The organism is Ancylobacter dichloromethanicus (assembly GCF_018390645.1).
Taxonomy (GTDB): Bacteria; Pseudomonadota; Alphaproteobacteria; order Rhizobiales; family Xanthobacteraceae; genus Ancylobacter; species Ancylobacter dichloromethanicus.
Genome location: NZ_JAHBGC010000020.1, coordinates 323667 through 350244 on the forward strand (window position 1 = coordinate 323667; position 26578 = coordinate 350244).

The 26578-nt window shown below is 69.0% G+C and carries 25 protein-coding genes and 2 pseudogenes; 15 read left to right on the forward strand and 12 right to left on the reverse strand.

All coding sequences use genetic code 11. The annotated features are described in order from the left end of the window. Positions 1 to 80: 80 nt before the first annotated feature. From KHC23_RS10195 to KHC23_RS24865, 3 genes and pseudogenes are all read left to right on the forward strand, one after another. Positions 81 to 404, forward strand: coding sequence for an XdhC family protein (locus KHC23_RS10195; RefSeq protein WP_213373189.1), 324 nt, complete (start codon positions 81 to 83; stop codon positions 402 to 404). After that, positions 404 to 1075 (forward strand): annotated as a pseudogene (locus KHC23_RS24860) (XdhC family protein); the annotation flags it as partial. The gene KHC23_RS10195 and the pseudogene KHC23_RS24860, both read left to right, overlap by 1 nt. A gap of 33 nt (positions 1076 to 1108) precedes the next feature. Continuing rightward, a pseudogene (locus tag KHC23_RS24865) lies at positions 1109 to 1732 on the forward strand (nucleotidyltransferase family protein); the annotation flags it as partial. An 11-nt stretch (positions 1733 to 1743) separates the two neighbouring features. On the opposite strand, the gene bcsS reads toward KHC23_RS24865, so the two are convergent. Next, entirely contained in the window at positions 1744 to 2487 is a 744-nt protein-coding gene (gene bcsS / locus KHC23_RS10205; RefSeq protein ID WP_213372118.1) for a cellulose biosynthesis protein BcsS, read from the reverse strand. 134 nt (positions 2488 to 2621) lie between these two features. After that, on the reverse strand, positions 2622 to 3083 hold the full coding sequence (locus KHC23_RS10210; protein ID WP_213372120.1) for a DUF488 domain-containing protein: 462 nt from the start codon (positions 3081 to 3083) through the stop codon (positions 2622 to 2624). 233 nt (positions 3084 to 3316) lie between these two features. Here KHC23_RS10210 and KHC23_RS10215 point away from each other — a divergent pair, with 233 nt between their 5' ends. Beyond that, a complete protein-coding gene (locus KHC23_RS10215) occupies positions 3317 to 4792 on the forward strand; it encodes a helicase HerA domain-containing protein (protein ID WP_213372122.1) in 1476 nt (491 codons plus the stop codon). Between the two features lie 154 nt (positions 4793 to 4946). Here the strand turns inward: KHC23_RS10215 and KHC23_RS10220 are convergent, their stop codons facing one another. From KHC23_RS10220 to KHC23_RS10230, 3 genes are all read right to left on the reverse strand, one after another. Beyond that, the gene (locus KHC23_RS10220) at positions 4947 to 6275 is read right to left on the reverse strand and encodes a TRAP transporter large permease (protein ID WP_213373190.1); all 1329 of its coding nucleotides are present in this window, start codon (positions 6273 to 6275) and stop codon (positions 4947 to 4949) included. Next, positions 6275 to 6904 (reverse strand): TRAP transporter small permease subunit, encoded by a 630-nt coding sequence (locus KHC23_RS10225; RefSeq protein ID WP_213372124.1) that lies wholly within the window; start codon positions 6902 to 6904, stop codon positions 6275 to 6277. Before KHC23_RS10225 ends, KHC23_RS10220 begins: the two co-directional genes overlap by 1 nt. A gap of 176 nt (positions 6905 to 7080) precedes the next feature. Then, positions 7081 to 8220, reverse strand: coding sequence for a TRAP transporter substrate-binding protein (locus KHC23_RS10230; RefSeq protein ID WP_213372126.1), 1140 nt, complete (start codon positions 8218 to 8220; stop codon positions 7081 to 7083). A gap of 364 nt (positions 8221 to 8584) precedes the next feature. On the opposite strand from KHC23_RS10230, the gene KHC23_RS10235 reads away from it, so the two are divergent. Then, positions 8585 to 10801, forward strand: a complete 2217-nt coding sequence (locus KHC23_RS10235; protein WP_373878502.1) for an esterase-like activity of phytase family protein — start codon at positions 8585 to 8587, stop codon at positions 10799 to 10801. 204 nt (positions 10802 to 11005) lie between these two features. Here the strand turns inward: KHC23_RS10235 and KHC23_RS10240 are convergent, their stop codons facing one another. After that, positions 11006 to 11626, reverse strand: coding sequence for a helix-turn-helix domain-containing protein (locus tag KHC23_RS10240; RefSeq protein WP_213372128.1), 621 nt, complete (start codon positions 11624 to 11626; stop codon positions 11006 to 11008). 146 nt (positions 11627 to 11772) lie between these two features. On the opposite strand from KHC23_RS10240, the gene KHC23_RS10245 reads away from it, so the two are divergent. After that, on the forward strand, positions 11773 to 12762 hold the full coding sequence (locus KHC23_RS10245; protein WP_213372130.1) for a threonine ammonia-lyase: 990 nt from the start codon (positions 11773 to 11775) through the stop codon (positions 12760 to 12762). A gap of 3 nt (positions 12763 to 12765) precedes the next feature. Here KHC23_RS10245 and KHC23_RS10250 read toward each other — a convergent pair whose 3' ends face one another. From KHC23_RS10250 to KHC23_RS10265, 4 genes are all read right to left on the reverse strand, one after another. Next, positions 12766 to 13833, reverse strand: a complete 1068-nt coding sequence (locus tag KHC23_RS10250; RefSeq protein ID WP_271188608.1) for a glycosyltransferase family 4 protein — start codon at positions 13831 to 13833, stop codon at positions 12766 to 12768. After that, positions 13833 to 14660, reverse strand: coding sequence for a UDP-2,3-diacylglucosamine diphosphatase (locus KHC23_RS10255; protein ID WP_213373193.1), 828 nt, complete (start codon positions 14658 to 14660; stop codon positions 13833 to 13835). Before KHC23_RS10255 ends, KHC23_RS10250 begins: the two co-directional genes overlap by 1 nt. 101 nt (positions 14661 to 14761) lie before the next feature. Next, positions 14762 to 15364, reverse strand: a complete 603-nt coding sequence (locus tag KHC23_RS10260) for a LysE family translocator (protein ID WP_213372132.1) — start codon at positions 15362 to 15364, stop codon at positions 14762 to 14764. 156 nt (positions 15365 to 15520) lie between these two features. Beyond that, complete coding sequence (locus KHC23_RS10265) at positions 15521 to 16336, reverse strand: universal stress protein (RefSeq protein WP_213372134.1); 816 nt, start codon at positions 16334 to 16336, stop codon at positions 15521 to 15523. Positions 16337 to 16560: 224 nt separating this feature from the next. Here KHC23_RS10265 and KHC23_RS10270 point away from each other — a divergent pair, with 224 nt between their 5' ends. The 3 genes from KHC23_RS10270 to KHC23_RS10280 are packed head-to-tail and all read left to right on the forward strand — an operon-like array spanning position 16561 to position 18698. Then, positions 16561 to 17007, forward strand: a complete 447-nt coding sequence (locus tag KHC23_RS10270; RefSeq protein WP_213372136.1) for a c-type cytochrome — start codon at positions 16561 to 16563, stop codon at positions 17005 to 17007. Next, a complete protein-coding gene (locus KHC23_RS10275) occupies positions 17004 to 17714 on the forward strand; it encodes a cytochrome b/b6 domain-containing protein (protein ID WP_246544496.1) in 711 nt (236 codons plus the stop codon). Before KHC23_RS10270 ends, KHC23_RS10275 begins: the two co-directional genes overlap by 4 nt. A 45-nt stretch (positions 17715 to 17759) precedes the next feature. Continuing rightward, the gene (locus KHC23_RS10280; protein ID WP_246544497.1) at positions 17760 to 18698 is read left to right on the forward strand and encodes a DMT family transporter; all 939 of its coding nucleotides are present in this window, start codon (positions 17760 to 17762) and stop codon (positions 18696 to 18698) included. Positions 18699 to 18758: 60 nt separating this feature from the next. Here the strand turns inward: KHC23_RS10280 and KHC23_RS10285 are convergent, their stop codons facing one another. Next, on the reverse strand, positions 18759 to 18995 hold the full coding sequence (locus KHC23_RS10285) for an Lrp/AsnC ligand binding domain-containing protein (protein ID WP_213372140.1): 237 nt from the start codon (positions 18993 to 18995) through the stop codon (positions 18759 to 18761). A gap of 345 nt (positions 18996 to 19340) precedes the next feature. Between KHC23_RS10285 and thiD the strand changes: the two genes are divergently transcribed. Further along, on the forward strand, positions 19341 to 20147 hold the full coding sequence (gene thiD / locus KHC23_RS10290; protein ID WP_213372142.1) for a bifunctional hydroxymethylpyrimidine kinase/phosphomethylpyrimidine kinase: 807 nt from the start codon (positions 19341 to 19343) through the stop codon (positions 20145 to 20147). A gap of 96 nt (positions 20148 to 20243) precedes the next feature. Continuing rightward, positions 20244 to 21422 (forward strand): MFS transporter, encoded by a 1179-nt coding sequence (locus KHC23_RS10295; protein ID WP_213372144.1) that lies wholly within the window; start codon positions 20244 to 20246, stop codon positions 21420 to 21422. Here the strand turns inward: KHC23_RS10295 and dgcA are convergent. After that, positions 21392 to 22369 carry an N-acetyl-D-Glu racemase DgcA gene (dgcA, locus tag KHC23_RS10300; protein WP_213372146.1) on the reverse strand — a complete coding sequence of 326 codons (978 nt, stop codon included), beginning with the start codon at positions 22367 to 22369 and terminating at the stop codon, positions 21392 to 21394. The genes KHC23_RS10295 and dgcA overlap by 31 nt on opposite strands. A gap of 241 nt (positions 22370 to 22610) precedes the next feature. On the opposite strand from dgcA, the gene KHC23_RS10305 reads away from it, so the two are divergent. The 4 genes from KHC23_RS10305 to KHC23_RS10320 are packed head-to-tail and all read left to right on the forward strand — an operon-like array spanning position 22611 to position 26393. Beyond that, positions 22611 to 23759, forward strand: a complete 1149-nt coding sequence (locus KHC23_RS10305; protein WP_213372148.1) for an ABC transporter permease — start codon at positions 22611 to 22613, stop codon at positions 23757 to 23759. Between the two features lie 59 nt (positions 23760 to 23818). Beyond that, positions 23819 to 24601, forward strand: a complete 783-nt coding sequence (locus tag KHC23_RS10310) for an ABC transporter ATP-binding protein (protein WP_213373195.1) — start codon at positions 23819 to 23821, stop codon at positions 24599 to 24601. A 7-nt stretch (positions 24602 to 24608) separates the two neighbouring features. After that, entirely contained in the window at positions 24609 to 25655 is a 1047-nt protein-coding gene (locus KHC23_RS10315; protein ID WP_213372150.1) for an MlaD family protein, read from the forward strand. A 57-nt stretch (positions 25656 to 25712) separates the two neighbouring features. After that, positions 25713 to 26393: an ABC-type transport auxiliary lipoprotein family protein gene (locus tag KHC23_RS10320; protein WP_271188610.1), complete on the forward strand. Its 681-nt coding sequence runs from the start codon at positions 25713 to 25715 to the stop codon at positions 26391 to 26393. Positions 26394 to 26578 lie beyond the last annotated feature (185 nt).

Here is a 26578-nt window from a genome sequence, read left to right on the forward strand (position 1 = left end):
TGGTTTCGGAGCGCTCCGGCAAGGCCAGGCGGCGCAGCCGCGCTATAGTGGGCCATCATGGCGTTGTGGAGGTGGGGCCGATGCTCTCGCGCGAGGAAGACGTATTGCAGGCGGCGGCGGGCTGGCGACGGGCGGGCCGCGGCGTGGCGCTGGCCACCGTCATCGAGACCTGGGGCTCGGCGCCGCGCCCGGTGGGAAGCCACCTCGCCATCGATGAAGACGGCAATTTCCTCGGCTCGGTGTCCGGCGGCTGCGTCGAGGGCGCGGTGGTGGCGGAAGCGGCCGAGGTGATCGCCGATGGCAGCCCCCGGCTGCTGGAGTTCGGCGTCGCCGACGAGACCGCCTGGCAGGTCGGCCTGTCCTGCGGCGGGCGCATCGCCGTCTATGTCGAGAAGGTCGCCTGATGGACCTGTCGTTGCTCGAAGCGCTCAACGCCGAACGTGCCGCCCGCCGCGCCGCCGTGCTGGTCACCGATCTCGACGGCGGCGGGCAAAGGCTGGTGCGGGCCACCGAAGCCGGCGCCGACCCGCTGGCGCAACCGCTGGCCGAGGCGCTGCGCAGCGGCCGCAGCGGGCGGGTGGAGGTCGACGGGCGACGCCTGTTCCTGACCGTGCAGCTTCCCGCGCCGCGCCTCGTCGTCACCGGGGCGGTGCATATCTCGCAGTCGCTGGCACCGATGGCGGCGGCGGTCGGCTTCGAGGTGACCATCATCGACCCGCGCACCGCCTTCGCGACGGCCGAACGTTTCCCCGGCGTCGATGTGCGGGCGCAATGGCCGCAGGACGCGCTGGCCAGCCTCGCGCTCGACCCGTTCACCGCGGTGGCGGCGCTGGCGCACGACCCCAAGATCGACGACCCGGCGGTGGTGGCGGCACTCGGTGCCGGCTGCTTCTATGTCGGGGCGCTGGGCTCGCGCAAATCGCATGCGGGCCGGGTCGAGCGGCTGGCCGCGCGGGGCGTGCCGCGTGCGGCGCTGGCGCGCATCCGCGCGCCGATCGGCCTCGATATCGGTGCCGCCAACCCGGCGGAGATCGCGGTCTCCATCCTCGCCGAACTGGTCGGCGAATTGCGGCGCCGCCCTGCCCGTCCGCCCGCCGCGCTGGTGCTCGCCGCCGGGCAGGGCACGCGCATGCCGCATGCCCACAAGCTGACCCTGCCGCTCGGCGGGGTGCCGCTGGTGCGCCGTGTGGTCGAGGTGGCGCTCGCCGCCCGGGCGCGGCCGGTGGTGGTGGTCACCGGACACGAGGCGGAGGCGGTCCGCGCGGCGCTTCAGGGGCTCGACGTGACCTTCGCGCATAATCCGGACTTCGCGCAGGGGCTGTCGACCTCGCTGCGCACAGGTGTCGCCGCCCTGCCGAAGGAGGTGGAGCGCGCCGTCGTCATGCTCGGCGACATGCCGAAGGTCGAGGCTTCGCTGGTCGACCGTCTCGCCGATGCGCTCGCTCCCCTGCGTGGCCGGCTGATCGCCGTGCCGGTGGCGGAAGGGCGGCACGGCAACCCGGTGGCGCTGGCGCGGCCGCTGTTCCCGGCGCTGATGACGCTCGAAGGCGATGTCGGCGCGCGCCAGATCATCGCGCAGAACCCCGATCTGGTGGTCGAGGTGCCGGTGGAGGGGGAGGGGGCCTTCTTCGACATCGACACCAGCGAGGAACTGGAGGCACTGGAGATCGCCGAAGGCGCCGATGTCGACGCCAGCGCGGCGCTGGAGGCGATGAAGGCGGAGGACGCCTGAAGGCGCGGCGGTCAGAACGGCATGAACAGGGACACGGTGCCGTAGGGGCTGTCGTCGCTGTCGCTGCTCCAGCGCCAGCCGGCGGCGGCGCGCAGTTCACGCCCGTCCAGCGGGCAGGCGATGAACAGCCCGACGCGGGCGCTCTCGTCGAGCCAGTCGGTGGTGGCGCCGGTCTCGACACCGACGTCGAGCCAGTCGACTGCCCGCCAGCCGGCGGTGGCGCGGCCGCCATAGGTGCCGTCCGCCGTCGAGGCGCTGAGGGCGGCGGTGAGGGTCCAGCGCTCATCGAGCCGATAGAACCATTCGGCGACGAACCTGGCACCGAACTGCGTGCCCTGGTCGCGGTTGCCGGGGTCGGGCTGGTCCAGCCTGTTGTCGACGACATTGACACCGCCATAGAGGGCGAGGGCGTGGGCACCGCGCAGGAACTGCCAGCCGAGGAGGACTTCGCCATCCATCTTGTTGCCGGTGTTCCAGCCGCCCGGCACCGCCCGGGTGCGGTAGCGGTAGCGCCCGCCGCCGGTCTGGGTGCGCACGCGCAGCCCCTCGCGGTCCATGGCGGCGAAGGGCGCCCACGCCATGCCGCCCCAGCCATAGCCATTGTCGCGGGCGATATCGACGCCGGTATAGAAGTAGAGCCGCCGGCGCAGCGACGCCTCGGCGTTCTCCTCGGCCGCCGCGCCGGGAGCAAGGCACGCGACGACCGCCGTCGCTGCGAGAATGGGCGCGCACGAACGCGCCGGCGAGGGAAACATCGCCGTGCTCAGGGTTGCAGATGGTCAGGCTATGCAGTCCATCCGAGCACCCTATCGAGACACCCTCAATCAACCCCTGGACGTGAATTGCGAAAGCTGCACGCTCCGGCATGCCGCGTTTTGTCGCAGGGGTGTCAGACCGGCGGCGCCATCAGATGTGCGACGCCGACGCCGACCCGCTCGCAGACCAGCTCGGCGATCATCAGCCGGTGGCAATGCTCGGGATGACGCTCGAAGCACAGCACGCAGACCCGGCGGCCGGTCTTCACCAGTTCCGCGAGTTCATCGAGCTGGCCCTGCGCCGTCGGGGTGGCGAGGTGGGCGTCGTAGATGCGCCGCAACTGGTCGTAATGGCCGCTGCGCGCCGCCTGCCGCCCTTCCGCCGGCGTGCCAAGACCGCGCAGGTGCAGGTAGCCGATGCCGCGCTCCGCCACCCCGGCGGCGAGGTGGCTCTTGGAGAAGCCGGCCCGGCGCGAGGCGGCGACCGCACGCACGTCGACCAGCAGTTCGACCCCGGCCTCGCTCAGCGTGTCGAGCACGGCGGCGGAGGAGACCTGTTCGTAGCCGATGGTGAAAAGCGGCGGGCGATCCGTCATGGCGAGAGGATGACCGCGACGAGGGGGCTTGTCGAGCCGGACCGAATCTGTGGACTTCTTCGCCTTGTCCCGCGCGGGCGCGTCCTGCGTGCTAAACGCGGGACCGAGTGGGACGGTCGAGCAGAGCGTTTCCCGGACCGGAGCCCGCTTCGGCCGGCAGGGAACGCCCGGATTTCGCACAGTTCGACCCGTCGCCAAATGCGGCAGAAGGGTCCAGGGACGCGTCATCGCAGATGAAGATCGGTATCGAGCTTGGAAGCAGCAACGCCGGACAGCCGGTTCGGCTCGATCTGGAAGAACTGCTGTCCACGCGCCTGCTGGTGCAGGGCAATTCCGGCTCCGGCAAGTCGCATCTGCTGCGCCGGCTGCTGGAACAGAGCGCCGGCCACGTGCAGCAGGCGATCATCGACCCGGAGGGCGATTTCGTCGGGCTGGCCGAGCGCTTCGGCCATGTCGTCATCGATGCCGAGCGCACCGCCGGCGAGATCCAGCGCATCGCCGCCCGCATCCGCCGGCATCGCGCCTCGGTGGTGTTCAATCTCGAAGGGCTGGACGCGGACGCGCAGATGCGCTCGGCGGCGGCGTTTCTCAACGGGCTGTTCGAGGCCGATCGCGAGTACTGGTTCCCGATGCTGGTCGTGGTCGACGAGGCGCAGCTCTTCGCCCCGGCCGGCGGCGGCGAGATTTCCGACGAGGCGCGGCGCATCTCGCTCTCGGCCATGACCAACCTGATGTGTCGCGGCCGCAAGCGTGGCCTCGCCGGCGTCATCGCCACCCAGCGGCTCGCCAAGCTGGCCAAGAACGTCGCCGCGGAAGCCTCCAACTTCCTCATGGGCCGTACCTTCCTCGACATCGACATGGCGCGCGCCGCCGACCTGCTGGGCATGGAGAAGCGGCAGGCGGAGAGTTTTCGCGATCTGAATACCGGCTCCTTCGTGGCGCTCGGCCCGGCGCTGTCGCGCCGGCCGCTGGCGGTGAAGATCGGCGATGTCGAGACCGCCAGCCGCAACGGGCGCCCCTCGCTGATGCCCCCGCCGGAACTGGGCATGGCGCAGATCCAGGACCTCATCTTCGACGATCTCGGCACCGAGCCGCTGCCCGCGCCGCCGCCACGCCGCGCGCCGCCCGCCACCGAGGTCATCCTCGAAACGCTGGAGGACGCCCCGGCGCCGGTGCCGGGGCCGGTCGACCCCGAGGTCGCGGCCGCCTTCGAGGCCGAGCGCGAGGCGCTGGTCGAGGAGATCGTGCGCCAGTTCGTCTCGGACCCGGAAGCACCGTTCCGCTCGGCCGCCGCGCTCTATCCCGATTTCCTGGTGCATTGCCGGGTGCGGCGGGTCGGCTCCAAGGTGCCGGACCTCGCCGAATTCACCCGCCGGCTCGCCATCGCCCGCGCCGGCCTCGATTCCCGCGCCGGCGACGAGAGCTGGGGCCGGGCGGTCGAGCAGGCCGCCGGGCTGCCGGAGGAGATGCAGGGCGTGTTCCTGCTGCTGGCGCGCGCCGGCATGGACGGCGCACCCTCGCCGGCCGACGAGGCGCTGGCGCGGGCCTATGGCAGCCGCTCGCCCTCGCGCGGGCGCTGGCTGCTGACCTATATGGAAGAGCGCGGCCACCTCGTCTGCGAGGCCGATTTCCGTGGCCGGCGGGTGGTGCGCTTTCCCGCGCTCGGCTGGAAGACCGCGCCGGGCGATCCCAAGGCGCTCACTGCCTGAGAATGTTCACGCCGCGGCTGGGGGCTCTGCGTGCGTCGAGATGCGGGGCTGTGCCCCGCTCCTCAGCATGACGAAGGGCTTTTTGGTCGTGTCCCCTTCGTCATCCTGAGGTGCGAGCCGGAGGTGAGCCTCGAAGGACGCGCCACCGTTCCACTCACCCACCGTAGAGATAGCCCGGCAGCCAGAGCGCGAAGTTCGGGAAGGTGTAGAGCAGGACCATCGCGAACACGACGATGAAGATGAAGGGCATGACGCCGGAGAAGATTTCCTCGATCGTCACATGCTTGGGCGCCACGCCCTTCAGGTAGAAGGGAGCCATCGCCACCGGTGGCGACAGGAACGAGGTCTGCAGGTTCAGCGCCACCAGCACCCCGAAGAAGATCGGGTCGATGCCGAAATGGTCCAGCAGCGGCAGGAAGATGGGCAGGAAGATCACGATGATCTCGGTCCATTCCAGCGGCCAGCCGAGCACGAAGATGATGATCTGGGTGAGGATCAGGAAGCCGATCGGCCCGATGTCCAGACCCATGATGAACTCTTCGACCACGCGCTGCCCGCCGAGCAGGGCGAACACGGCGGAGAACACCGCCGAACCGACGAAGAGCCAGCACACCATGGCCGAGGCACGCGCGGTGAGGAACACCGAATCCTTCAGCTTCTCGACGCTGAAGGTGCGGTAGGCGAGGGCGAGGACGATGGCGCCGAGCGCACCGACCGCCGCCGCCTCGGATGGTGTGGCGAGGCCGAAGATGATGCAGCCCAGCACGGTGACGATCAGCGCGACGAGGGGAAGAAACGAGGTCAGCAGCGCCCAGATGATGGTCAGCGTCGGCACGTTGCGTTCCGCTTCCGGCAGCTTCGGTGCCAGAGAGGGGTTCAGCATCGCACGGATGATGACGTAGGCGATATACATGCCCGCCAGCGCCAGGCCGGGAAAGAAGGCGGCCGCATAGAGCTTGACCACCGAGACGCCGGCCGTGGCGCCGTAGAGGATGAGCATCACGCTGGGCGGCAGCAGGATGCCGAGGCAGCCGCCCGCGCACACCACGCCCGAGGCGATCTTGGTGTCATAGCCGGCGCGCAGCATCGCCGGAAAGGCCAGCAGGCCCATCAGCGTGACGACGGCGCCGACGATGCCGGTGGCGGTGGCGAACAGGGCGCAGGTGATGAGGGTGGCGACGGCGAGCGAGCCGGGAATCCAGCCGGCGGCGAGCTGGATGGCGCGGAACAGCCGGTCGAGGATGTTGGCGCGCTCGATCACATAGCCCATGAACAGGAACAGCGGGATCGAGATCAGCACGTCGTTCGCCATCACCGAATAGGTGCGCTGGACGAAGAGCTGGAAGATGCCGTCGCCGATCGAGAGGTAGCCGAAGGCGACGCCCAGCGCCATCAGGGTGAAGGCGATGGGGAAGCCGAGCATCAGCAGGATGAGGAAGACAACCAGCATCAGGATGCCGAGTGCGGGATCGGACAGGAACATCACAGGGAACCCCGGGTGGTGGATTCACGCTCGGCAGCGTTTGCGGCAGCTTCTTCCCGGGCGGCTTTGGCGGCCGCCTCGTCGAGAATGATCTTCTCCAGTTCTTCCACGTCGTGCAGCCGCTGCGGCCAGTCGCCGTCGCGGATGCAGATCCAGCAGCGCACCACCTCGACCATGCCCTGCAGCAGCATCATCACGCCGGTAATGGGAATGAGCGCCTTGAACGGCCAGATCACCGGCCCGTCCGGGCTGAAGGAGGAGTGCTCGTTCAGCAGGTAGGACAGGTAGAAATAGCCCCAGCCGGAATAGATCAGCGCCAATATGCCGGGGAAGTAGAACAGGAAGTAGAGCGCCAGGTCGGTCTTCGCCTGGGTGCGCGGATGCCACTTCCGGTACACGAAGTCGGCTCGGACATGGCCGTTGCGCGACAGGGTGTAGGCGCCGGCCATCATGAACAGCGCGCCATAGAGCATGAGGCTGACATCGTAGACCCAGGTGGTGGGGTCGTTCAGGACGTAGCGGCGGAACACCTCGTAGCAGACGACGGCCATGAGGATGACGATGCACCAGGCGAACACCTTGCCGATGAAGGCGTTCACCCGGTCAACGCCGAGAAGGATGGATTGCATGGGAAGGGGCCTCTTGTGGCATGGCACGGGCGGCGCGGGCTTCGGGCGCGGCCATTTGGGCGCACCTCCGCACCGGTGCGCGGAGCCGTGTCGCGGTCCTGTGCGCAGACCACCAGTGCCGTGCCGAAACCAAAAGCCCCTCTCCGTCGCCGGAGAGGGGCGCACGCGACAGCCGGTCAGGCCGTCTTGAAGAAGTGGTCGTAGGCGAACTTCGAGTCCGGCTCATATTCGAGACGGAAGCCGACGATGCGCTTGGCCCAGTCCTTCTGGCTGTCGACGACCTTCTTGAACACCGGATCGGCCGAGAGGTTGGCGATCACGGTATCCCAGGCATTGAGCTGGGCCTCGAGCACCGCCTTCGGCGTCGGCAGAACCTTCACGCCGCGCGCCTTGATGGCTTCGAGATCCTTCGAGTAGCGGTCCTGCGCCTTCCACATCATGGTTGCGGAAGTGGCGTCGGACGCACCCTTGAGGATTTCCTGCACGTCGTTGGGCAGGCTGTCGAACTTGGTCTTGTTGAACAGGATCTCGAAGCATTCGAGCGCCTGATGGTAGCTGCCGAGCATGTAGACCTTGGCCACGTCGGGGAAGCCGAGGATAAGGTCGGAGGAGGGGTTGTTGAACTCGGCGCCGTCGAGCAGGCCACGATCGATCGCCGGCACGATTTCGCCGCCCGGCACGATCGTCACCGCCGCGCCGAATTCCTTGAACAGATCCGCGCCGAGGCCGACGGTGCGGTATTTCATGCCCCTCATGTCGTCGGCGCTGGTGATTTCCTTCTTGAACCAGCCCAGCGGCTGGCTCGGCATCGGGCCGGTCAGCATGCCGACGACGTTCAGCTTCAGCGTGTTCTGCACCAGGTCGTCATAGAGTTCCTGGCCGCCGCCGTAGCGGACCCAGCCGAGCAGTTCGTCGGCGTCCCAGCCGAAGGCCGGGGCGGTACCGAACAGCGAGAACGCCTTGCTCTTGCCGTACCAATAGGCGGCGACGCCATGGCCGCCGTCGAGAATACCCGAGGACACCGCGTCGAGCATCTGGAAGGCGGGAACGACCGAGCCCGCCGGCAGGATCTCCAGCTCGACGCGCCCGCCGGTCATGGCATTGACGCGTTTCACATAGTCGCCGGCGAACTCGTGGAAGATGTCCTTGTTCGGCCAGGTGGACTGGAATTTCAGCTTGATCGGGGCCTGCGCGTGCACAGCGGGGGCCGCGACGGTGACGCTGGCGGCGGCCGCGGCGGCAGTGGCAATGAAGCGGCGGCGACTGGTACCCGTGTCCTGACGCGCGTCCGTGCTCTTCCCTGACGTTTCGGTCATGGGCGGTTCCTCCTATGGCGTTTCCTTGCGGGTCGTGCCCGCCGGGCGGCGATTGATCGCCTTGTCCCGATGCCGCAAGGAGACGATGCCGGAAGGGCGAGTGCAAGCCCTAATTCATGATTTTTACTGTAATCGCGTCATCCGAAAGTCGAATGCTTGCGGATATGCGCGCGTCGCGGCGCAACGGTCGGGCTTTCTCTGCGGCAGGGCGTCTGCCGGTCACGGGGCGGGCGCGCTCCTGCCGGCGCGGGTGGGGCGGCAAATCACTGCCGGGTGCCCGGATCGTCATCCGTCTGTCATCGGCAGGGACTTGAACCGCATCAGCGCGGGCGGTCGGCCCGCTTTGAGATCGGAGTTCCCCGTCATGCGCCCGATGCTTCTCGCCAGCGTTTCCGCCGCCGTGCTCGCGCTCGTCGCGCTGGCGTCGCCGTCTTCTGCGGCCGACGCAGCGTTCAATCGCATCGCCACCTTCAATGTGGTGGAGAACCTGCCGGCCGGCACCGACCCGGCCAAGTCGACCGCCGCGGAGATCATCACCTTCACCGAGGACGGCAACACGCTGATCTACAGCGACAGCCCCGGCCAGCGGATCGGCTTCATCGACATCACCGACCCGGCGGCGCCGAAGCCGGCCGGCGTGGTCGCGCTCGACGGCGAGCCGACCACGACGGTGGTGATCGGCGGCAAGGCCTATGTCGGCGTCAACACCTCGGAATCGAAGTCCAAGCCCTCCGGCCATCTCGCCGTGGTCGACCTCGCCACCCGCAAGGTCGAGGACAAGATCGACATCGGCGGCCAGCCGGACTCGATCACCAAGAGCCCGGACGGCAGCTACCTCGCCATCGCGATCGAGAATGAGCGTGACGAGGACCTGGACGACGGCGCTCTCCCGCAGATGCCGGCCGGCAACCTCACCACCTTCGAGGTGAAGAACGGCCGCGTCGTCGACGAATCCAGGAAGGTGATCGACCTAACCGGCCTCGCCGCCGTGGCCCCCGAGGACCCCGAGCCGGAATATGTCGACATCAACTCGCGCAACGAGGTGGTCGTCACCCTGCAGGAGAACAACCACATCGTCGTGGTCGACCTGCCCACCGGCAAGGTCACGGCGCATTTCTCCGCCGGCACCGTCGATCTCGACCAGATCGACACCAAGAAGGATGGCGTCATCGACCTGTCCGGCTCCAAGAAGGCGGTGCCGCGCGAGCCCGATACCGTGCAGTGGATCGACGACGATCGCTTCGTCATCGCCAATGAAGGCGACTGGAAGGGCGGCACGCGCGGCTTCTCGATCTTCGACAAGACCGGCAAGCTGCTGTTCGAGAGCGGCAACGCGCCGGAGCATCTGGCGGTGCGGCTCGGCCATTACCCCGACAAGCGCAACAAGAAGGGCATCGAGATGGAGGGCGCGGAAGTCGCGACCTTCGACGGCGAGCGCCTGATCTTCGTCGCCTCGGAGCGCGGCTCGCTGGTCTTCGTCTATCGCGACAAGGGCGGCGCCGAGGCGCCGGAACTGCTGCAGGTGCTGCCGGGCGGCATCGGGCCGGAGGGGCTGATCGCCATTCCCGCCCGCGAACTCTTCGTCACCGCGGCCGAGACCGACCTGCGCAAGAAGGGCGGCATCGGCTCCGTCGTCACCGTGTATCAGCGCCAGCCGGGCGCCAAGCCGGCCTATCCGACCATCGTTTCGGCGGACGGCCCGGACGGGCTGCCGATCTGGTGGTCGGCCCTGTCGGGCTTCGCCGCCGACGCCAAGGAGCCGGGCAAGCTCTATGCGGTGACCGACAGCGCCTATGCGCAGGCGCGCATCCTCACCGTCGACGCCACCGCGACGCCGGCCCGGATCGTCGCCGCCACCGTGCTGACCAAGGACGGCGCGCCGGCCAAGGGGCTCGACCTCGAAGGCATCGCGGTGCGTCCCGAGGGCGGCTTCTGGGTCGTCTCCGAAGGCAACCCGGAAAATAAGGAAAAGGCGACGCAGAACCTGCTGCTGCGCGTCGACGCCGACGGCACCGTCGCCGAGGAGATCGCGCTTCCCGAGGCGGTGGCCGCGCAGGCCGGCCGCTTCGGCTTCGAGGGCGTCGCGGTCATCGGCTCCGGCGCCGACGAGACGGTGTGGATCGCCGTCCAGCGCGAGTGGAAGGACGACCCGAAGGGCTTCACCAAGCTCATCGCCTACAAGCCCGCCGACAAGAGCTGGGGCTATGTGCGCTACCCGCTCGACGCGTCCGCCAAGGGCTGGGTCGGCCTCTCCGAGCTGGCGCCCTACAAGGACGGGCTGATCGCCATCGAGCGCGACAACCAGATCGGCTCGGACGCGGCGATCAAGAAGCTCGCCTATGTCTCGCTCAAGGGGGTGACGCCGGTGGTTCTCGGCAGCGAGGACAAGCCGGCTGAACTCACCAAGAGCGAGGTCAAGGACCTGCTGTCGCTGCTCCAGGCGCCGCACGGCTATGTGCTTGACAAGGTCGAGAGCTTCGCTATCGACGCCAATGGCAACGCCTTCATCGTCACCGACAATGACGGCGTCGACGGTTCCTCGGGCGAGACCCAGTTCATCTCGCTCGGCAAGCTCGACTGAGGGCAAGCGTCACGCAGGCCGCTTCGGCGGCCTGCTTCGCCCGACGCTGCCTTGCCAAGGGGCCGTGCTTCGAGGCCCTGCTGCGCAGGGCACCTCGGCATGACGAAGCCTCATTCTGTGAAAAGGCAACGTCATCCTGAGGCGCGAGCGCAGCGAGCCTCGAAGGAGGGTCGGCCCGTACCTGCGGCCCGCGCCTCTGCTCCCTCAGTCGAGCACGGCGGCCTTCAGCAGGCACACCATGGTGGCGTGGGCCGGTTCGGTGCCCATGTTGCGGATGATGTGGCGGCGGTCGCAGCGGTAGCGCAGCGTCTCGCCGGCGCGGGCGGTCTCCACCACGTCGCCGCACTCGACCTGCAATTCGCCGGCGAGCACGGATAGGCACTCCACCGAGCCGCGCTGGTGGCCGTCCGACACCAGCTCGCCGCCCGGCCCGGCGACGAAGTCGAACCATTGCAGCCATTCCACCGTCTTGATCCAGCCGGTGATGGTCAGCCGGCACTTGCCGTCCTCGGAGACCAGGATCGGCGTATCGGCGCGGGTCAGGTGCTCGACGAACGGCTCGTCGTCGGTCGCCGCCATGAAGCGGTCGATCGACATGTCGAGCGCCTGCGAGAGCCGCCAGACGGTGGCCAGCGTCGGGTTGGTCTCGTTGCGCTCGATCTGGCTGATGATCGATTTGGCGACGCCGGACTGCTCGGAAAGCTCGGACAGCGAGAGATTGTAGGCCTTGCGCAGGCGCTGGATGGTACGGCCGAGCTGGCCGGTGATCGCCTGCGCCCCGGCATCCATGTCGCCTCGATCGAGACTGCGCGTTCGGCCCGACATGCCGGCTCCTGTTTGGCGTTATGTGACATGTATTTAGGTCGGCCCGGCGATAGGGCGCAAGCGGGCGGCGTCGTATCGCGAAAAAGGTGGCGCGAAAGGCGGTGAAATCGCAAGCGCGCGCCCGGCCGCCGGACTAAGCTGGCAGCATGATTCAGAGCAACGCCCTTCCCACCTTCGCCGATGTGGCCTCGGCCGCCGAACGCCTGTCGGGCGTGGCGGTGCGCACGCCGCTGATCACCTGCGCCCGGCTCGACGAAATCACCGGCGGGCGCGTGTTCCTGAAGCCGGAGCCACTCCAGCGCACCGGCTCGTTCAAGTTCCGCGGTGCCTATAACCGCATCTCGCGCATCCCCGAGGACCAGCGAGGGGGCGGGGTGGTCGCCTGCTCTTCCGGCAACCACGCGCAGGGCGTGGCGGCGGCGGCAACACTGATGGGCATGAGTTCCGTGATCGTGATGCCGAGCGATGCGCCGGCGATGAAGCGGGCGCGCACCATCGCCTTCGGCGGCGAGGTGGTGGAATATGACCGCGAGCGCGACGACCGCGACGCCATCGCCGACGAGATCGCCCGTGCGCGCGGCGCCATTTTCGTGCCGCCCTATGACGATTTCCACATCATTGCCGGCCAGGGCACGGTGGGGCTGGAGATCGCCGAGGACCTCGCGGCGCTGGGGCTTGTCCCCGACATCGTGGTGGCGAATGCCTCCGGCGGCGGCCTCGTTTCCGGCATCGCGCTGGCGGTGAAGCAGCATTTTGCCGAGGCGCGGATCATGACCGCCGAGCCCGCTGGCTTCGACGATCACGCGCGCTCGTTCCGCTCCGGCGGGCGCGAGCGCAACAACCAGGCGAGCGGCTCGATCTGCGACGCCTTGCTGGCGGCGACGCCGGGCCGGCTGACCTTCGAGATTTCCTCGCGCCTCGTCGGCGAGGGCGTGTCCGCCTCCGACGAGGAGGTGGCGCGGGCGGTGGCGTTCGCCTTCGAGGAAATGAAGATCGTGGTCGAGCCCGGCGGGGCGGTGGCGCTGGCCGCCGTGCTGGCCGGCGCGCTCGATCTTCGCGGCAAGGTCGCCGCCCTCGTTCTGTCGGGCGGCAATGTCGACCAGTCGACCTTCGCCCGCTGCCTCGCCGCCGCCTGAAGCTCAGACCGCGACGGCGCCGGGAGTGGCGTGGGCCCGGGCGTGGGCGAGTTCGATATTGTGCAGGAACTGCTCGGTGCAGGCGCGCCAGGAAAAGCGCTGCGCATAGGCGCGCGCGGCCTCCCGGTCGAGATCGAGCGCGGCCAGCGCCGCCCGCCGCAGGTCGGTGTCGAGCACGCCGACCGGTGCCTCGGCCAGCAGGTCCGCCTCGCCGATCACATCCTTCGGCCCGGTGACCGGGAAGGCGGCGACCGGAAGGCCGCTCGCCAGCGCTTCCAGCAGCACGATGCCGAACGTGTCGGTGAGGCTGGGGAACACGAACACGTCCGCCGCCGCGTAGATGCGGGCGAGCGCCTCGCCTTCCCGGAGCCCGAGGAAGTGCACGTCGCGGTGCCGGGCCTGAAGCTCCGCGCGCGCCGGGCCTTCGCCGACCACCACCTTCGAGCCGGGCAGGTCGAGATCGAGGAAAGCGGAGATGTTCTTCTCCACCGCGACGCGCCCGACCGAGAGGAAGATCGGGCGGGGCAGGGCGGCGACCAGCGGGTCCATTTCCGCCTCGGGGCGGGGATGGAACAGTTCGGCGTCGACGCCGCGCGACCAGCGCATGATGTTGCGGAAGCCGCGCCCGCGCAGTTCCGCCTCCAGCGTCGGGGTCGAAACCATGATCCCGGCGCCGGCATTGTGGAAGCGCCGCAGCCAGGCATAGGAAAGCACTTCCGGCACCGGCGCGCGGGCCGACAGATATTCGGGAAAGCGGGTGTGGTAGCTGGTGGTGAAGCTCTGCCCGCGCTGCAGGCAGGCGCGCCGGGCCATGATGCCGATCGGCCCTTCGGTGGCGATGTGGACGTAGTCGGCGCCGATCTCGTTCATCCGGCGGCCGAGGCGACCGGGGGTGGCGAGCGCCAGCCGGATCTCCGGATAGGTCGGCATCGGCACGGTGCGGAAATCGGCCGGGGTGAGAAAGTCGATCCGCGCGCCGAGCTTTTCCGCCTCGCGCGCCGTGTTCTGAAGCGAGCGGACGACGCCATTGACCTGCGGCAGCCAGGCATCCGTCGCGACGAGAATGTGCATCAGGCGGCGACCTTCGGCCGTTCGAGCAGCAGCGGCGCGGCCACCCGCGCCCGGGTCTGGCGCGCCCAGTCGATCAGTTCCAGGCGCCCGTCGTCATGTTCGACGATCGCGGTGCAGCTTTCCACCCAGTCGCCGCAATTAATGTACTCGACGCCGAAATGGTCGTGGATCACGGCGTGATGGATGTGGCCGCACACCACCCCGTCCACCTTGTGGCGGCGCGCCTCGGTGGCCACCGCCTCCTCGAAGCGGCCGATGAAGTTGACCGCGTTCTTGACCTTCAGCTTGGCCCACTGGCTCAGCGACCAATAGGGAAAGCCGAGCTTGCGGCGGGCCCAGTTGAGATAGGTGTTGAGGCCCAGCGCGGCGGTGTAGGCGCCGTCGCCGAGAAACGCCAGCCAGCGGGCGTGGCGCACCACGACGTCGAACACGTCGCCATGGATGACGAGGTAGCGCTTGCCGTCGGCGCCCTCGTGGATCGCCGTCTCGACCACTTCGATGCCGCCGAAATGACTGCCGTAATAGTCGCGCAGGAACTCGTCATGGTTGCCCGGCAGGTAGACGATGCGCGAACCTTTGCGGCCCTTGCGCAGCAGCTTCTGCACCACGTCGTTATGCGTCTGCGGCCAGTACCAGCCGGAGCGCAGCCGCCAGCCGTCGACGATGTCGCCGACGAGGTAGATGGTGTCCGCGTCGTGGTAGCGCAGAAAATCCAGCAGAAGATCGGCCTGGCAGCCTTTCGTGCCGAGATGGACATCCGACAGGAACAGGCTACGGTAGCGGCGTGCCTCGGGTGCGTCGTTCACCTCGGAAGCCCCCTCGATCATGCCCGCATAGGGGCTGGGCAATGTCTCCATGAGGCGAGATAAGCCCGAGTCGCATCACGTTTTTATGACGGGTGCGGCGCCGCACGGTTCACAGGCGCTTGTCAGAGCAGCAGCATGACCACGCTCAAAGCCACCAGCGCCGCCATCGCATAGTTGACGATACGCTGCTGGCGCGGGGTCGACAGCAGGCGGGCGAGCAGGGCGCCGAACCCCGCCCACAGGCACAGGCTGGGAAAGGCGACGATGCCGGAGACGGCTGCGATCATCGCCACCTCGCCGAACAGGTCGTCGCCGCCGACCGTGGTGAAGGCCGGCACGATGGACAGCGCGATGGTCCATGCCTTCGGGTTGACCCACTGGAACAGCGCCGACTGCAGCAGCGTCATCGGCTTCTCGACGGCGGCGCCGGCGCCCGGGCCACCGGCATTGGCGATCTTCCAGGCGAGGTAGAGCAGATAGAGCGACCCGACGATCTTCAGCGTCTGGTGCATGTAGGGAATGGCCAGGAACAGCGTGCCGAGCCCCATGCCGATGGCGACGATCATGACGGCGAAGCCGACCGTGACGCCCCAGATCTGCGGCAGCGTGCGGCGAAAGCCGAAGGCGGCGCCCGAACCGGCCGAGATCATGTTGTTGGGCCCCGGCGTGAGCGCGCCGGCGAGTGCGAACAGGAACATGGGCAGGAGCTGGGACGACAGCGACACCGGGTATTCCTCGCGGGGGCGGGCCGGACGACAGCTAGGGCTCCCGCGACGCCTGCGCAACCGGCAAACGCCGGCGGTGGCTCGAAATGAAATGGCCGCCGGCCCCTCATCGGAACCGGCGGCCTGCGCAGGAGGTCGGGCGTGGGGCGTGCCCGCTCAATGGGCGGCGAACAACGGCACCGGCGGGTCGACCAGCAGCGAGGCGGTGACGCCGCCGAGGATCATCTCGGCGAGGCGCGAGCGGCTGTAAATGCCCATCACCAGGAGGTCGGCGCCAAATTTCTGCGCTTCGTTGGCGATGATGGAACTGGCGTGCCCGCCAGCGGCATGGTGATGCTTCGCGTTCACGCCATGGGTGGTCAGGTAGGCGGCGAGCCGGGCGCCCGAATCGGCGATTCCCGGCGTGCCTTCCTCGACGGTGAGCACCTCGACCTCGTCGGCGACCGTGAGCACGGGAAGCGCGAAGCGCACCGCATGGCCGGCCTCGCGCGAGGGTTTCCACGCCACCAGCACGCGGCCGATGCGGGCCGGTACCGGCTTGCCGGTCGGCACCACGACCACCGGGCCGTTGCAGGCGAGGGCGAGGTGCTCGGGCAGCGTGGCGGCGAGCTGGTCGTCGACCGTGCCATAAGGTGTCTCGCTGACCACGGTGACGTCGGCGAAGGTGACCTCGTCGCGCAGGGCCGAGGTCACTTCGCCCTCGACCGTCTGCCAGGAGCCCTTCACGCCCGCGGCTTCGGTCGCGGTTTCGAACTGCGCCTTGAGGCCGGCTTCCTTCTCCTTCGCCTCGTGCACGAGTTCGTTCACATAGATCGACAGGGCCCGGCCGACGCGCGGCACGCCCGCCGGGTAGAGCGTGTAGACCGCCTTGAGGTGCGCCCCTGCCTGGCGCGCGAGCGCGACGGCAAAGCTCAGTCGGTCGCCGAAGCCCGAATCAGGGGCGGCGTGCAGCAGGATGGTGCGGATGGACATGGCGTTTCTCTCTCCTGACGGCGGTTGTTCTGACGTAAGGTGATTGCGCGCCGATGAGAATGCGGAAAACCACGATCCGCAAGAGGCATTATATATTCTCCATACCTCTCGCCGCCGCCATCACGAGCGCGCGAACACGGCTTTCGGCTCATTGCCATCGCACCCGCGCACAATAGTCTCGCAGCGCGCGCGCCGGTTCTGGCGTGTCGATGAGGGAGCAACTCATGGTTCGTCGCCTGACGGCTGCGCTTGCAGCCGGCATTCTCACCGTTGTGGCCGCGACGGCGGTCATGGCCCAAGCCGATGTCGTCAAGGAACGGCAGACCCTTCTCAAACAGTTCGGCGACCTGACCAAGCCGGTCGGCGGCATGCTGCGGGGCAGCACACCCTTCGATCTGGCGACGGTGCAGGCCGCGCTCGACGCCTATGTGAAGAACGCCAAGGTGCTGCCGACGCTGTTTCCCGAAGGGTCCGATTCCGATCCCGACACCGAGGCGCTGCCGGCGATCTGGACCAACAAGGCAGATTTCGACGCCCGTTTCGCCAAGCTCGGCACGGATGCCGCCGCGGCGCGCGCGGCGATCACCGACGAGGCGAGCTTCAAGGCCAACTTCCCCGCCGTGGTCCGCAATTGCGGCGGATGCCACGACAATTACCGGCAGAAGAATTGACCGGCGCGCAGACCCTCTCCCCCACGCCGGCACAGGTGCTGGCGTGGGACCTGCCGACGCGGCTGGCCAAGTGGGGCCTGGCCGCGCTCGTCGGGCTCGCCTTCGTCAGCCGCTACTGGGGCGATGATGGTTTCGTCTGGCACCAGTGGAACGGCCTCGCCATTCTGGTGCTGATCGTGTTCCGGCTGCTGTGGGGGATCGTCGGCGGCTCGACGGCACGCTTTGCCGGCTTCGTTCGCGGGCCGGTGGCCGCCCTGCGTTATGCGGCAGGGCTGTTCTCCGGACGCCCGCCGCACTTTCTCGGCCATAATCCGCTGGGTGGCTGGATGGTGGTGGCGCTGCTGGCGCTGCTGGCGGCACAGGGGCTCACCGGCCTGTTCACCAGCGACGACATCATCGTCTACGGCCCGCTGACCGCGGTGGCGAGCGACGCGACGATCCGCAGCGCCTCGTCCTGGCACCAGTGGCTCTACCCGTGGCTGCTGGGGCTGATCGGCCTGCATGTGGTGGCCAATCTCGCCTATTCGCTGCTGGGCCGCGACAACCTGGTCCGCGCCATGATCACCGGCACCAAGCCGGCCGGGACCTATGCCGACCGGGCGCCGGCGACGCCGGGCGCCGTCGGGCGGGCGCTGGCCTGCCTCGCGCTGGCGGTCCTTGCGGTGTTCGGCGGTATCGCGCTGGCGGGGGGCGATCCGTTTCCCTGAAAGAGCGCTTTCCGGCCGCTTGCGGGCGGCCGGGAACCGTGCTCCATGGCGCCCATCATGCACGCGCTCAAGGGCATCGCGCTTCAGGTCGGCGCGACGTTCCTTTTCACCATCATGTCGGCCCTCGTCCGCATCGTCTCGGATCATGTTCCGACCGGCGAAATCGTCTTCTCGCGCTCGTTCTTCGCCCTGTTCCCGCTGCTCGCCCTGCTCGCCTGGCGCGGCGAGATCAGCGCGGCGGTGCGCACCGCCCATCCGCTCGGCCACATCGCCCGCGGCACCATCGGCGTCTGCGCCATGGGCCTGAGCTTCGCCGCGCTGGCGCGCATCCCGCTGGCGGACGCCACCGCGATCGGCTTCGCCGCGCCGCTGCTCACCGTGGCGCTGGCGGCACTGGTGCTGCGCGAGCGGGTGCAGATCTATCGCTGGGCGGCGGTGGTGGTGGGGCTCGGCGGCGTGGTGGTGATGCTGTGGCCGCACATGCACGGCTCGTTCGACACGCCCGGCCACATGTTCGGCGCGCTGTTCGCGCTGATGGCGGCCGGCTTCACCGCCGGCGCGATGGTGCAGGTGCGGCGGCTGACGCAGACCGAGACCACCGCCGCCATCGTGTTCTATTTCCAGGCGCTGGCGGCCCTTGCGGGCCTCGCCACCGCCGGCTGGGGCTGGGTGCTGCCGAACGGGCGCGAGGCGCTGCTGCTGCTGACGATCGGCGTTCTCGGCGGGGTCGGCCAGATCCTGCTGACCGAGAGCTACCGCTATGCCCCGGCCTCGGTGGTGGCGCCCTTCGCCTATTCCGCCATGCTGTGGTCGCTGCTGCTCGGCTTCATCCTGTTCGCCGAGGTGCCGCCGCTGCTGGTGCTGCTCGGCGGCGCCATCGTGATCGGCGCCGGGCTGTTCGTGATCTGGCGCGAGCGCCGGCTCGGCATCGACCGCACCCGCGAGGAGGCGGCGACCACGCCGCCGGCCGCGCCGGCGCCCTAGGGATCGGTAAAACGTTCTCTATCAATAATTTAGAGCCTGATCCGATCAGGCTCCAGGCACTCAGAACGCCTTGAAGGTGATAAGGGTGCGGGTATCTTGGATACCTGGGAAATGCTGCACCTTCTCGTTCACGAAGTGGCCGATGTCGGTGCCCTCCGGCACGTAGAACTTGACCAGCAGGTCGAACTCGCCCGCGGTCGAATAGATCTCGGAGGCGATCTCGGCGTCGGCGATGGCGTTGGCCACCTCATAGGCGCGGCCGAGCTGACATTTGATCTGCATGAAGAAGGGGACCATCGCGGCGTTCCGGCTTGGGCGGGGCTTGGGGCGGGTGGCCGATATGGAACAGAAGCCCGGTTCGCGCGCAACCCCCGCCTTGCGCGCCTGCACGACGGGCATTCGCCGGCTTGCGCGGGGGCGCGTCCTCGCCTATCTCGCGGGGACGATCACGTTGGGGTGCCCAAGGCGCGGTGGCGCGGCGGGCTGAGAGGCGAGGCCGCGAGGCCGGGCGCGCCGCAGGGTGCGCCGCCAACCCACGAACCTGATCCGGGTCATGCCGGCGGAGGGAACGGATCGCGCGCGCTCGGGACCGCTTTCCTGCAGCGCGACGCTTCCGCCTCACGCGCGGCGAGGGAGGCGTAGATGGCAGGCTCCACACCGATCGCGGTGACGATGGCGGGCTCGGATTCCGGCGGCGGCGCCGGCATCCAGGCCGATCTCAAGACGTTTTCGGCGCTTGGCGTCTATGGCGCCAGCGTCATCACCGCGCTGACCGCGCAGAACACGCGCGGCGTCAGCGCCATCCACGATGTGCCGCCCGCCTTCATCGCCGCGCAGATCGACGCCGTGCTGTCCGATCTCGCCGTCGACGCGGTGAAGATCGGCATGCTGTCGCGCCCCGAGGCGATCGTCGAGGTGGCCTCCGGCCTGATGCGCCACAACGTTCCGGCGGTGGTGCTCGATCCCGTCATGATCGCCGCCTCGGGCGACCGGCTGCTGGTGCCGGAGGCGATCGAGACGCTGCGCCGCGAATTGCTGCCGCGGGCGCTGCTGATCACGCCGAACCTGCCGGAAGCCGCCGCGCTGCTCGACGAGGCGCCGGCCGAAGATCTCGCCACGGTGCGTGCGCAGGCTGAGCGGCTCAGGGCGATGGGGCCGCGCGCGGTGCTGATCAAGGGTGGCCATGGCGAGGGTCCGGAGAGCGTCGACGTCCTGCTGGATTCGGACGGATTCCTGGAGCTTGCCGCGCCGCGCATCGTCACCCGCAACACCCACGGCACCGGCTGCACGCTCTCCTCCGCCATCGCCGCCGGGCTGGCGAAGGGGCTGAGCCTGCGCGAGGCGGTGGCGGCGGCGAAGCAATATCTCACGAGGGCGCTGGCCCGCTCGGAGGAACTCGCCGTCGGGCAGGGCCACGGGCCGGTGCACCACTTCCACGCCTGGTGGTGAGGCTACGGAGCGCCTAACGCGCCGTCAGGACGCGCAACGCGCTCGCGCCCGGGCGGCGGGCCTGCTATCGAGGCGTCGTTCCCTGCGAGCCGCCTCGTGCCCCTCATCGCCCCCCGCCACGCCATCGCCGCCGTCTATGCCGGACTGTTCTTCGGCATCGGCGTGTTCATGCCGTTCTTCCCGGTCTGGCTGGAGGGGCGGGGCTTCGACGCGGCGATGATCGCGCTGGCGCTGGCGGTGCCGCAGGTGGTGCGGCTCGTCACCATGCCGCTTGGCGGCCTGCTGGCCGACCGCAGCGGGCGGCCACGGGCGACGCTGATCGGCTATGCCTGCGCCACGGCGCTGTGCTTTGCCGGCATCGCCTTCGCGCCGAACACCACCTTCATCCTGATCGGGCTGGGGCTCGCCGCCACCTTCTGGCAGCCGAGCCTGCCGGTGCTGGACGCCTATGCGGTGGCCCGCCGCCGCGAAGGGCTGATCGACTATGGCCGTGTGCGGCTGTGGGGCTCGATGGCCTTCATCGGCGGCAACCTCATCGCCGGCGGCCTGCTCGGCGGGCTGTTCGTCGGCCCGGTGCCCGTCGACACGGTGATCTGGCTGATCGTCGGCGCCAGCGTCGCGGCGGCGCTGGCGGCGGCGACGCTGCAGGAGGTGCGGCCGGTCCACCACGTCGGGGCAGTGCGCCCGGGCTTTCTTCTCAAGGGTCTGGCGCCGGTGCTGCTGGTGGGCATGGCTGCGGCGGCGATGGTGCAGAGCTCGCACGCGGTGCTCTACGCCTTCGCCTCGATCATGTGGCACGGCAAGGGCCTGTCCGACACGGTGATCGGCCTGCTGTGGTCGCTCGGCGTGCTGGCCGAGGTGGTGCTGTTCCACTACGGCACGCCGGTGACGCGGCGGCTGGGGCCGGCGAAGCTGCTGCTGATCGGCGGGCTCGCAGGCGTGCTGCGGTTCGGGGCGATGGCGCTCGACCCGCCGCTGCTGCTTCTGCTGCTGCTTCAGCCGCTGCATGCGCTGACCTTCGGCTGCACCTATCTCGGCACGGTGGAACTGGTCGCCCGCCACGCGCCGCCCGGGCGCGGGGCCAGCGTGCAGGCGCTGGCGGCCTGGGCGACGGCCATCGCCATGGCCGGGGCGACGCTCGCCGCCGGGCCGCTGTGGCAGGCCTTCGGACCCGGCGCCTTCCTCGCCTCGGCGGGTCTGGCGGCGCTGGGAACGGCGCTGGCGCTCGCCGCCGGGTGGACGCGTCAGCCCCAAAGCTCCGGCTCGGGCGGGTAGACCACGCTGCCCTCGTAGCGCAGCGCCGGGGTGCGGTCGGCGGCCAGCAGCAGCGGCCCGTCGAGGTCGACGAAACGGGCCAGCGGCGTCAGCAGCAGCGCCGGGGCCATGGCCAGCGAGGTGCCGACCATGCAGCCGACCATGATGTCGAGCCCGGCCGCCCGCGCCGCGCGGGCCAGTTCGATCGCCTCGGTAAGCCCGCCGGTCTTGTCGAGCTTGATGTTGAGCGCGTCGTAGCGCCCGGCCAGCGCGTCGAGGCTGTCGAGCCCGTGCGCGCTCTCGTCGGCGCAGACCGGCACCGGCCGGGCGATCCGCGCCAGCAGCGCGTCGGAATCGGCCGGCAGCGGCTGCTCGACAAGCTCGACCCCGACCTCGGCGCAGGCCGCGAGGTGCGCTTCCAGAATGTCGGGCGACCAGCCTTCATTGGCGTCGACGATCAGCCGTGCCTGCGGCACCGCGGCACGTATGGCCTTGAGGCGGGCGATGTCGCCGGCCGCGCCGAGCTTGAGCTTGAGCAGTTCGTGGCCGGCATTGCGGGCGGCGTGCGCCATCGCCTCCGGCGCGTCGAGGCTGAGCGTGTAGGCAGTGACCACCGACTGCGGCGCCGGCAGGCCGGCCAGCTCATGGGCGCGCCGACCGTTGCGCTTGGCGTTGAGGTCCCACATCGCGCAGTCGAGGGCGTTGCGGGCCGCGCCCGGCGGCAGGTGGATCATCAGGTCTTCGCGCCGGAGCCCTTCGGCGACGAGCTTTTCGAGCGCCGCGAGCTGTTCCGCGACCCCCTCCACCGTCTCGCCATAGCGGCCATAGGGCACGCATTCGCCGCGTCCGACATGGGCCCCGTCGCGCAGCGTGACGGTGACGATGGCGGCCTCGGTCTTCGAGCCGCGGGCGATGGTGAAGCGGCCGCGGATCGGGAAGCGTTCGGGCGTGACGATGAGATCGGTCATGGTGGATACAGCCGGGAACGGGACGAATCGGTGCCCATCCGTCAACATAATCCCCACTGTCCCCGACCGGGCGTCGCATCGAAAGCACAGTCGCGCCGATTAAGTCGCCGAACCGGCGTCATTAAATCGAATCGCGGGGGCGCTATCTCGACGGTCGCAGGCCCCACCGCTAAGTAATGCATTGCGAATTCCGTATCGGCGTCGCGGCCGGAGGGCGGTCGTGCCCGCAGGAGAGGTCATCTTGGGAGCTGCTGAAGCGCCGCTTCTGGCTACCGCCCGCAATGGCCGCGAACTCGTGTTCGTGGGCAATGGCGGCTGGATTGCCGGGCAGGGCCGCGCGCTGGAAGGCAGCGTGGACGCGGCGCTGGCGGAGGTGCGCGCGGCGCCCGCCGAGACGGCGCGGATCGACCTTTCCGGGGTGCGCAGCTTCGACACGCTCGGAGCCGTGGTGCTCGACCGGCTGCTGCAGGCGCTCGACAAGGACGGCATCCGCTTCCAGATCGTCGGGCTGGAGCGCCGCTTCCGCCCGCTGCTCGACGACATCGTCAAGGGCAGCCACGAGAACCCGCCGCGCCGCCACCGCGTGAACCCTTTGCTGGGCGGCATCCAGCTGATCGGCAAGACGGCGGTGGCGACCGCCGAGGACGGGCTGGCGCTGCTCTCCTTCATCGGCGCGGTGGTCTCGGCGTTCCTGCGCGTGCTGGTGCGCCCGCACACTTTCCGCTTCATCTCGATGATCTATCATCTGGAGCGGGCGGGCCTGCGCGCGGTGCCGATCGTCGCGCTGATCACCTTCCTGATCGGCTGCATCATTGCCCAGCAGGGCATCTTTCATTTCCGCAAGTTCGGCGCCACCACCTATGTCGTCGACATGGTCGGCATCCTCACGCTGCGCGAACTCGGCGTGCTGATCGTCTCGATCATGGTGGCCGGCCGCTCGGGCAGCGCCTTCACCGCGGAACTCGGTTCCATGCGCATGCGCGAGGAGGTCGACGCGCTGCGGGTGATGGGGTTCGACCCCAACGAGGTGCTGGTGCTGCCGCGACTGGTAGCGCTGATCATCGCCGTGCCGCTGCTCACCTTCATCGGCAATATGTGCGCGCTGTTCGGCGGCGGGCTGGTGGTCTGGCTCTATGGCGGCATCTCGCCGGAAATCTTCCTGAACCGGCTCAAGGACGCGATCGCGCTGAACACGTTCGAGGTCGGCATGATCAAGGCGCCGTTCATGGCGGCGATCATCGGCCTGATCGCCTGCATGGAGGGCATGCGGGTCGGCGGCAGCGCCGAGTCGCTCGGCGCGCACACCACCGCTTCGGTGGTGAAGGCGATCTTCCTGGTGATCGTGGTGGACGGGCTGTTCGCCATGTTCTTCGCCGCGATCGACATGTGAGGGCGCCGGTGCACGCCGACAGCGAAACCCGCCGCAGCAGCGCCCAGGCTCTCCCGGAAGTGGCGCCGGGCGAGCCGATCATCCATGTGCGCGACCTCGTGGTCGGGTTCGGCGAACGGATCATCCTCGACGGCCTGTCGCTCGACGTGATGCGCGGCGAAATTCTCGGTTTCGTCGGCGCCTCGGGCGGCGGCAAGTCGGTGCTGACGCGCACCATTCTCGGGTTGGTGCCCAAGCGCGCCGGCACGGTGGCGGTGTTCGGGCAGAACCTCGACGAACTGACCCATGCCGGACGCCGGGCGCTGGAACAGCGCTGGGGCGTGCTGTTCCAGCAGGGGGCGTTGTTCTCCTCGCTCAGTGTGCGGCAGAACATCCAGTTCCCGATGCGCGAATATCTCGACCTGTCGCAGGGGCTGATGGACGAACTGACCGTCGCCAAGCTGGAGATGGTGGGCCTCGCCCCCGACGTGGCGGAGAAGGCGCCGTCCGAACTTTCCGGCGGCATGATCAAGCGCGTGGCGCTGGCGCGCGCGCTGGCGCTCGATCCCGAGATCCTGTTCCTCGACGAGCCGACCTCCGGCCTCGACCCGATCGGTGCCGGCGAGTTCGACGAACTGATCGCCACCCTGCAGCAGACTTTGGGGCTTACGGTATTCATGGTAACCCACGATCTGGACAGCCTTCACACGGTCTGCGACCGCATCGCGGCGCTCGCCGAGGGCAAGGTCATTGCCGTCGGGCCGATCGAGACCATGCTGGCTTCGAAACATCCCTGGGTTTCGGCCTATTTCCACGGGAAGCGGGCGCGCGCCGCCGGCTTCGGGGTTGAGGGGGCGCGCTGAGGAGACCATGGAGACACGCGCCAACTATACCGTCATCGGACTGTTCACCCTCGCCGTGGTCGCGGCGGGTTTCGCCTTCGTCTGGTGGTTCACCGGATCGGCCAATCGCGGGCCGCGCACCTCCTATGACGTCGTGTTCAGCGGCGTGGTGAGCGGGCTGCTGACCGGCTCGACCGTCACCTTCAACGGCATTCCGGTCGGCGAGGTCACGGCGCTGCGGCTGGACGAACAGGATCCGCGCAAGGTGATCGCGCGGATCGCCGTGCAGCCGACCACGCCGATCAAGTCCGACACCCGGGCCACGCTCGACTCGCAGCTGCTCACCGGCCTCGCCTCGGTCGGCCTGGTCGGCGGCTCGACCCAGGCCGCGCCGCTGCCGGTGCCGCCGGAAGGGCAGTTGCCGCGCATCGACGCCGACACGTCGGCGGTGCAGGACCTGATGCGCACCGCCCGCGAGGTGCTGGGCCGCGTCAACGACATCGCCATCCGCGTCGACGACCTGATCAAGGCCAATGACGCCAAGGTGTCCTCGGTGATCGACAATGTCGACAAGTTCACCGCCGCGCTGGGCGACAACGCCGGCAACATCGACAGCTTTCTCAAGGAAATGGGCGGTGCCGCGCAGCGTATCTCGACGCTCGCCGACAATCTCGACAAGGTCGTCACCGCCATCGACCCGACCAAGGTCGGCAACACGATCAACGACATCAGCGGCTTCACCGCCCAGCTCGACACCATGGCCAACAAGTTCAACGTCATCCTCGACAATGTGAACGCCATGACCACGAGCGAGGAAGGCAAGGGGATGTTCAACGAGATTTCCAGCGCCGCTGCGGAGGTCCGCAAGCTCGCCGCCAATCTCGACACCCGCACGGCGGAGCTTTCGGCCAATCTCAACAAGTTCACCGGACCGGGGCTGCGCCAGTACGAGGCGCTGGCGGTGGACGGCCGGCGCACGCTCGCCGAGATCGAGCGGGTTTTCCGCAATCTGGAGCGCAACCCGCGCCAGTTCATCTTTGGCGGTTCGAATGTTCCCAATTACAGTGGGCGCTAGGCGATGGGGCGCCAGATGATGAGTATCCGGGGAACCGACGGGGGCAGGGGCGTTCGCGTGACCTTCGACGAGACAGGCCGCCGGCTCAAGGCGGGCGAGCATGCTGTGCGCGAGGGCGCCCTGCGCACCGCAGTCGGGCGGAGACGTGCCGGGGTGGCGGGCATCGTGGCGCTCGCCCTCGCGCTCGGCGGCTGCGGCACGCTGCTTTCCGGCGGCGACAAGGCGTTGCCGACCTTCGACCTGAGCGCGCCGTCGGATTTCCACGCGCCGCGCCGGGGCTCCGGCCTCATCGTGGTGGGGCCGCCGACCGCGCTGGCGGTGCTGGACACCGAGCGGATCGTGGTCGAACCGCAGCCCGGACAGATCACCTATCTCGGCCAGGCGCAGTGGAGCGACCGCCTGCCAGCCCTGTTCCAGGCGCGGCTGATCGAATCGTTCGAGAATGGCAATCGCGGCCGCTCGGTCGGCCGCGCGGGCGATGGGCTGAGCGCCGACTACATGCTGCTCTCGGACCTGCGCGCCTTCGGGCTGCGCACCTATCAGGGCGGTCCCGAGGCGGTGGTCGAGGTATCCGTCAAGATTGTCGGGGCCAATTCGGGACGGATCGTCGCCGCGCAGGTGTTCTCCGGCCGCGCCCCGGCCACCTCCACCAGCGGGCCGGACGCCACGCGGGCGCTCGATCAGGCCTCGGACGAGGTATTCCTGCAGATCGTGCGCTGGGCGTCGAGCCGCTTCTGACCCGGCCCGACGCCGGGACGGGGCACGGCCGTGCCAGTCGCGGCGCTCCCGCCGCGCCGACATACGCAAAAGGCCCGGCGGAAGCCGGGCCTTTTTTGTTACGCCCATTCAGGCGGCGGTCAGAACCGGTAGCCCGATGGCGGCACGCACGTTGCCGGTCAGGTCCACCCACAAGGTGCGACTCG

Coding starts and splice junctions, on each gene's coding strand:
- KHC23_RS10195 (WP_213373189.1), top strand. CDS start 81: ATGCTCTCGCGCGAGGAAGACGTATTGCAGGCGGCGGCGGGCTGGCGA.
- bcsS (WP_213372118.1), bottom strand. CDS start 2,487: ATGTTTCCCTCGCCGGCGCGTTCGTGCGCGCCCATTCTCGCAGCGACG.
- KHC23_RS10210 (WP_213372120.1), bottom strand. CDS start 3,083: ATGACGGATCGCCCGCCGCTTTTCACCATCGGCTACGAACAGGTCTCC.
- KHC23_RS10215 (WP_213372122.1), top strand. CDS start 3,317: ATGAAGATCGGTATCGAGCTTGGAAGCAGCAACGCCGGACAGCCGGTT.
- KHC23_RS10220 (WP_213373190.1), bottom strand. CDS start 6,275: ATGTTCCTGTCCGATCCCGCACTCGGCATCCTGATGCTGGTTGTCTTC.
- KHC23_RS10225 (WP_213372124.1), bottom strand. CDS start 6,904: ATGCAATCCATCCTTCTCGGCGTTGACCGGGTGAACGCCTTCATCGGC.
- KHC23_RS10230 (WP_213372126.1), bottom strand. CDS start 8,220: ATGACCGAAACGTCAGGGAAGAGCACGGACGCGCGTCAGGACACGGGT.
- KHC23_RS10235 (WP_373878502.1), top strand. CDS start 8,585: ATGCGCCCGATGCTTCTCGCCAGCGTTTCCGCCGCCGTGCTCGCGCTC.
- KHC23_RS10240 (WP_213372128.1), bottom strand. CDS start 11,626: ATGTCGGGCCGAACGCGCAGTCTCGATCGAGGCGACATGGATGCCGGG.
- KHC23_RS10245 (WP_213372130.1), top strand. CDS start 11,773: ATGATTCAGAGCAACGCCCTTCCCACCTTCGCCGATGTGGCCTCGGCC.
- KHC23_RS10250 (WP_271188608.1), bottom strand. CDS start 13,833: ATGCACATTCTCGTCGCGACGGATGCCTGGCTGCCGCAGGTCAATGGC.
- KHC23_RS10255 (WP_213373193.1), bottom strand. CDS start 14,660: ATGATCGAGGGGGCTTCCGAGGTGAACGACGCACCCGAGGCACGCCGC.
- KHC23_RS10265 (WP_213372134.1), bottom strand. CDS start 16,336: ATGTCCATCCGCACCATCCTGCTGCACGCCGCCCCTGATTCGGGCTTC.
- KHC23_RS10270 (WP_213372136.1), top strand. CDS start 16,561: ATGGTTCGTCGCCTGACGGCTGCGCTTGCAGCCGGCATTCTCACCGTT.
- KHC23_RS10280 (WP_246544497.1), top strand. CDS start 17,760: ATGGCGCCCATCATGCACGCGCTCAAGGGCATCGCGCTTCAGGTCGGC.
- KHC23_RS10285 (WP_213372140.1), bottom strand. CDS start 18,995: ATGGTCCCCTTCTTCATGCAGATCAAATGTCAGCTCGGCCGCGCCTAT.
- thiD (WP_213372142.1), top strand. CDS start 19,341: ATGGCAGGCTCCACACCGATCGCGGTGACGATGGCGGGCTCGGATTCC.
- dgcA (WP_213372146.1), bottom strand. CDS start 22,369: ATGACCGATCTCATCGTCACGCCCGAACGCTTCCCGATCCGCGGCCGC.
- KHC23_RS10315 (WP_213372150.1), top strand. CDS start 24,609: ATGGAGACACGCGCCAACTATACCGTCATCGGACTGTTCACCCTCGCC.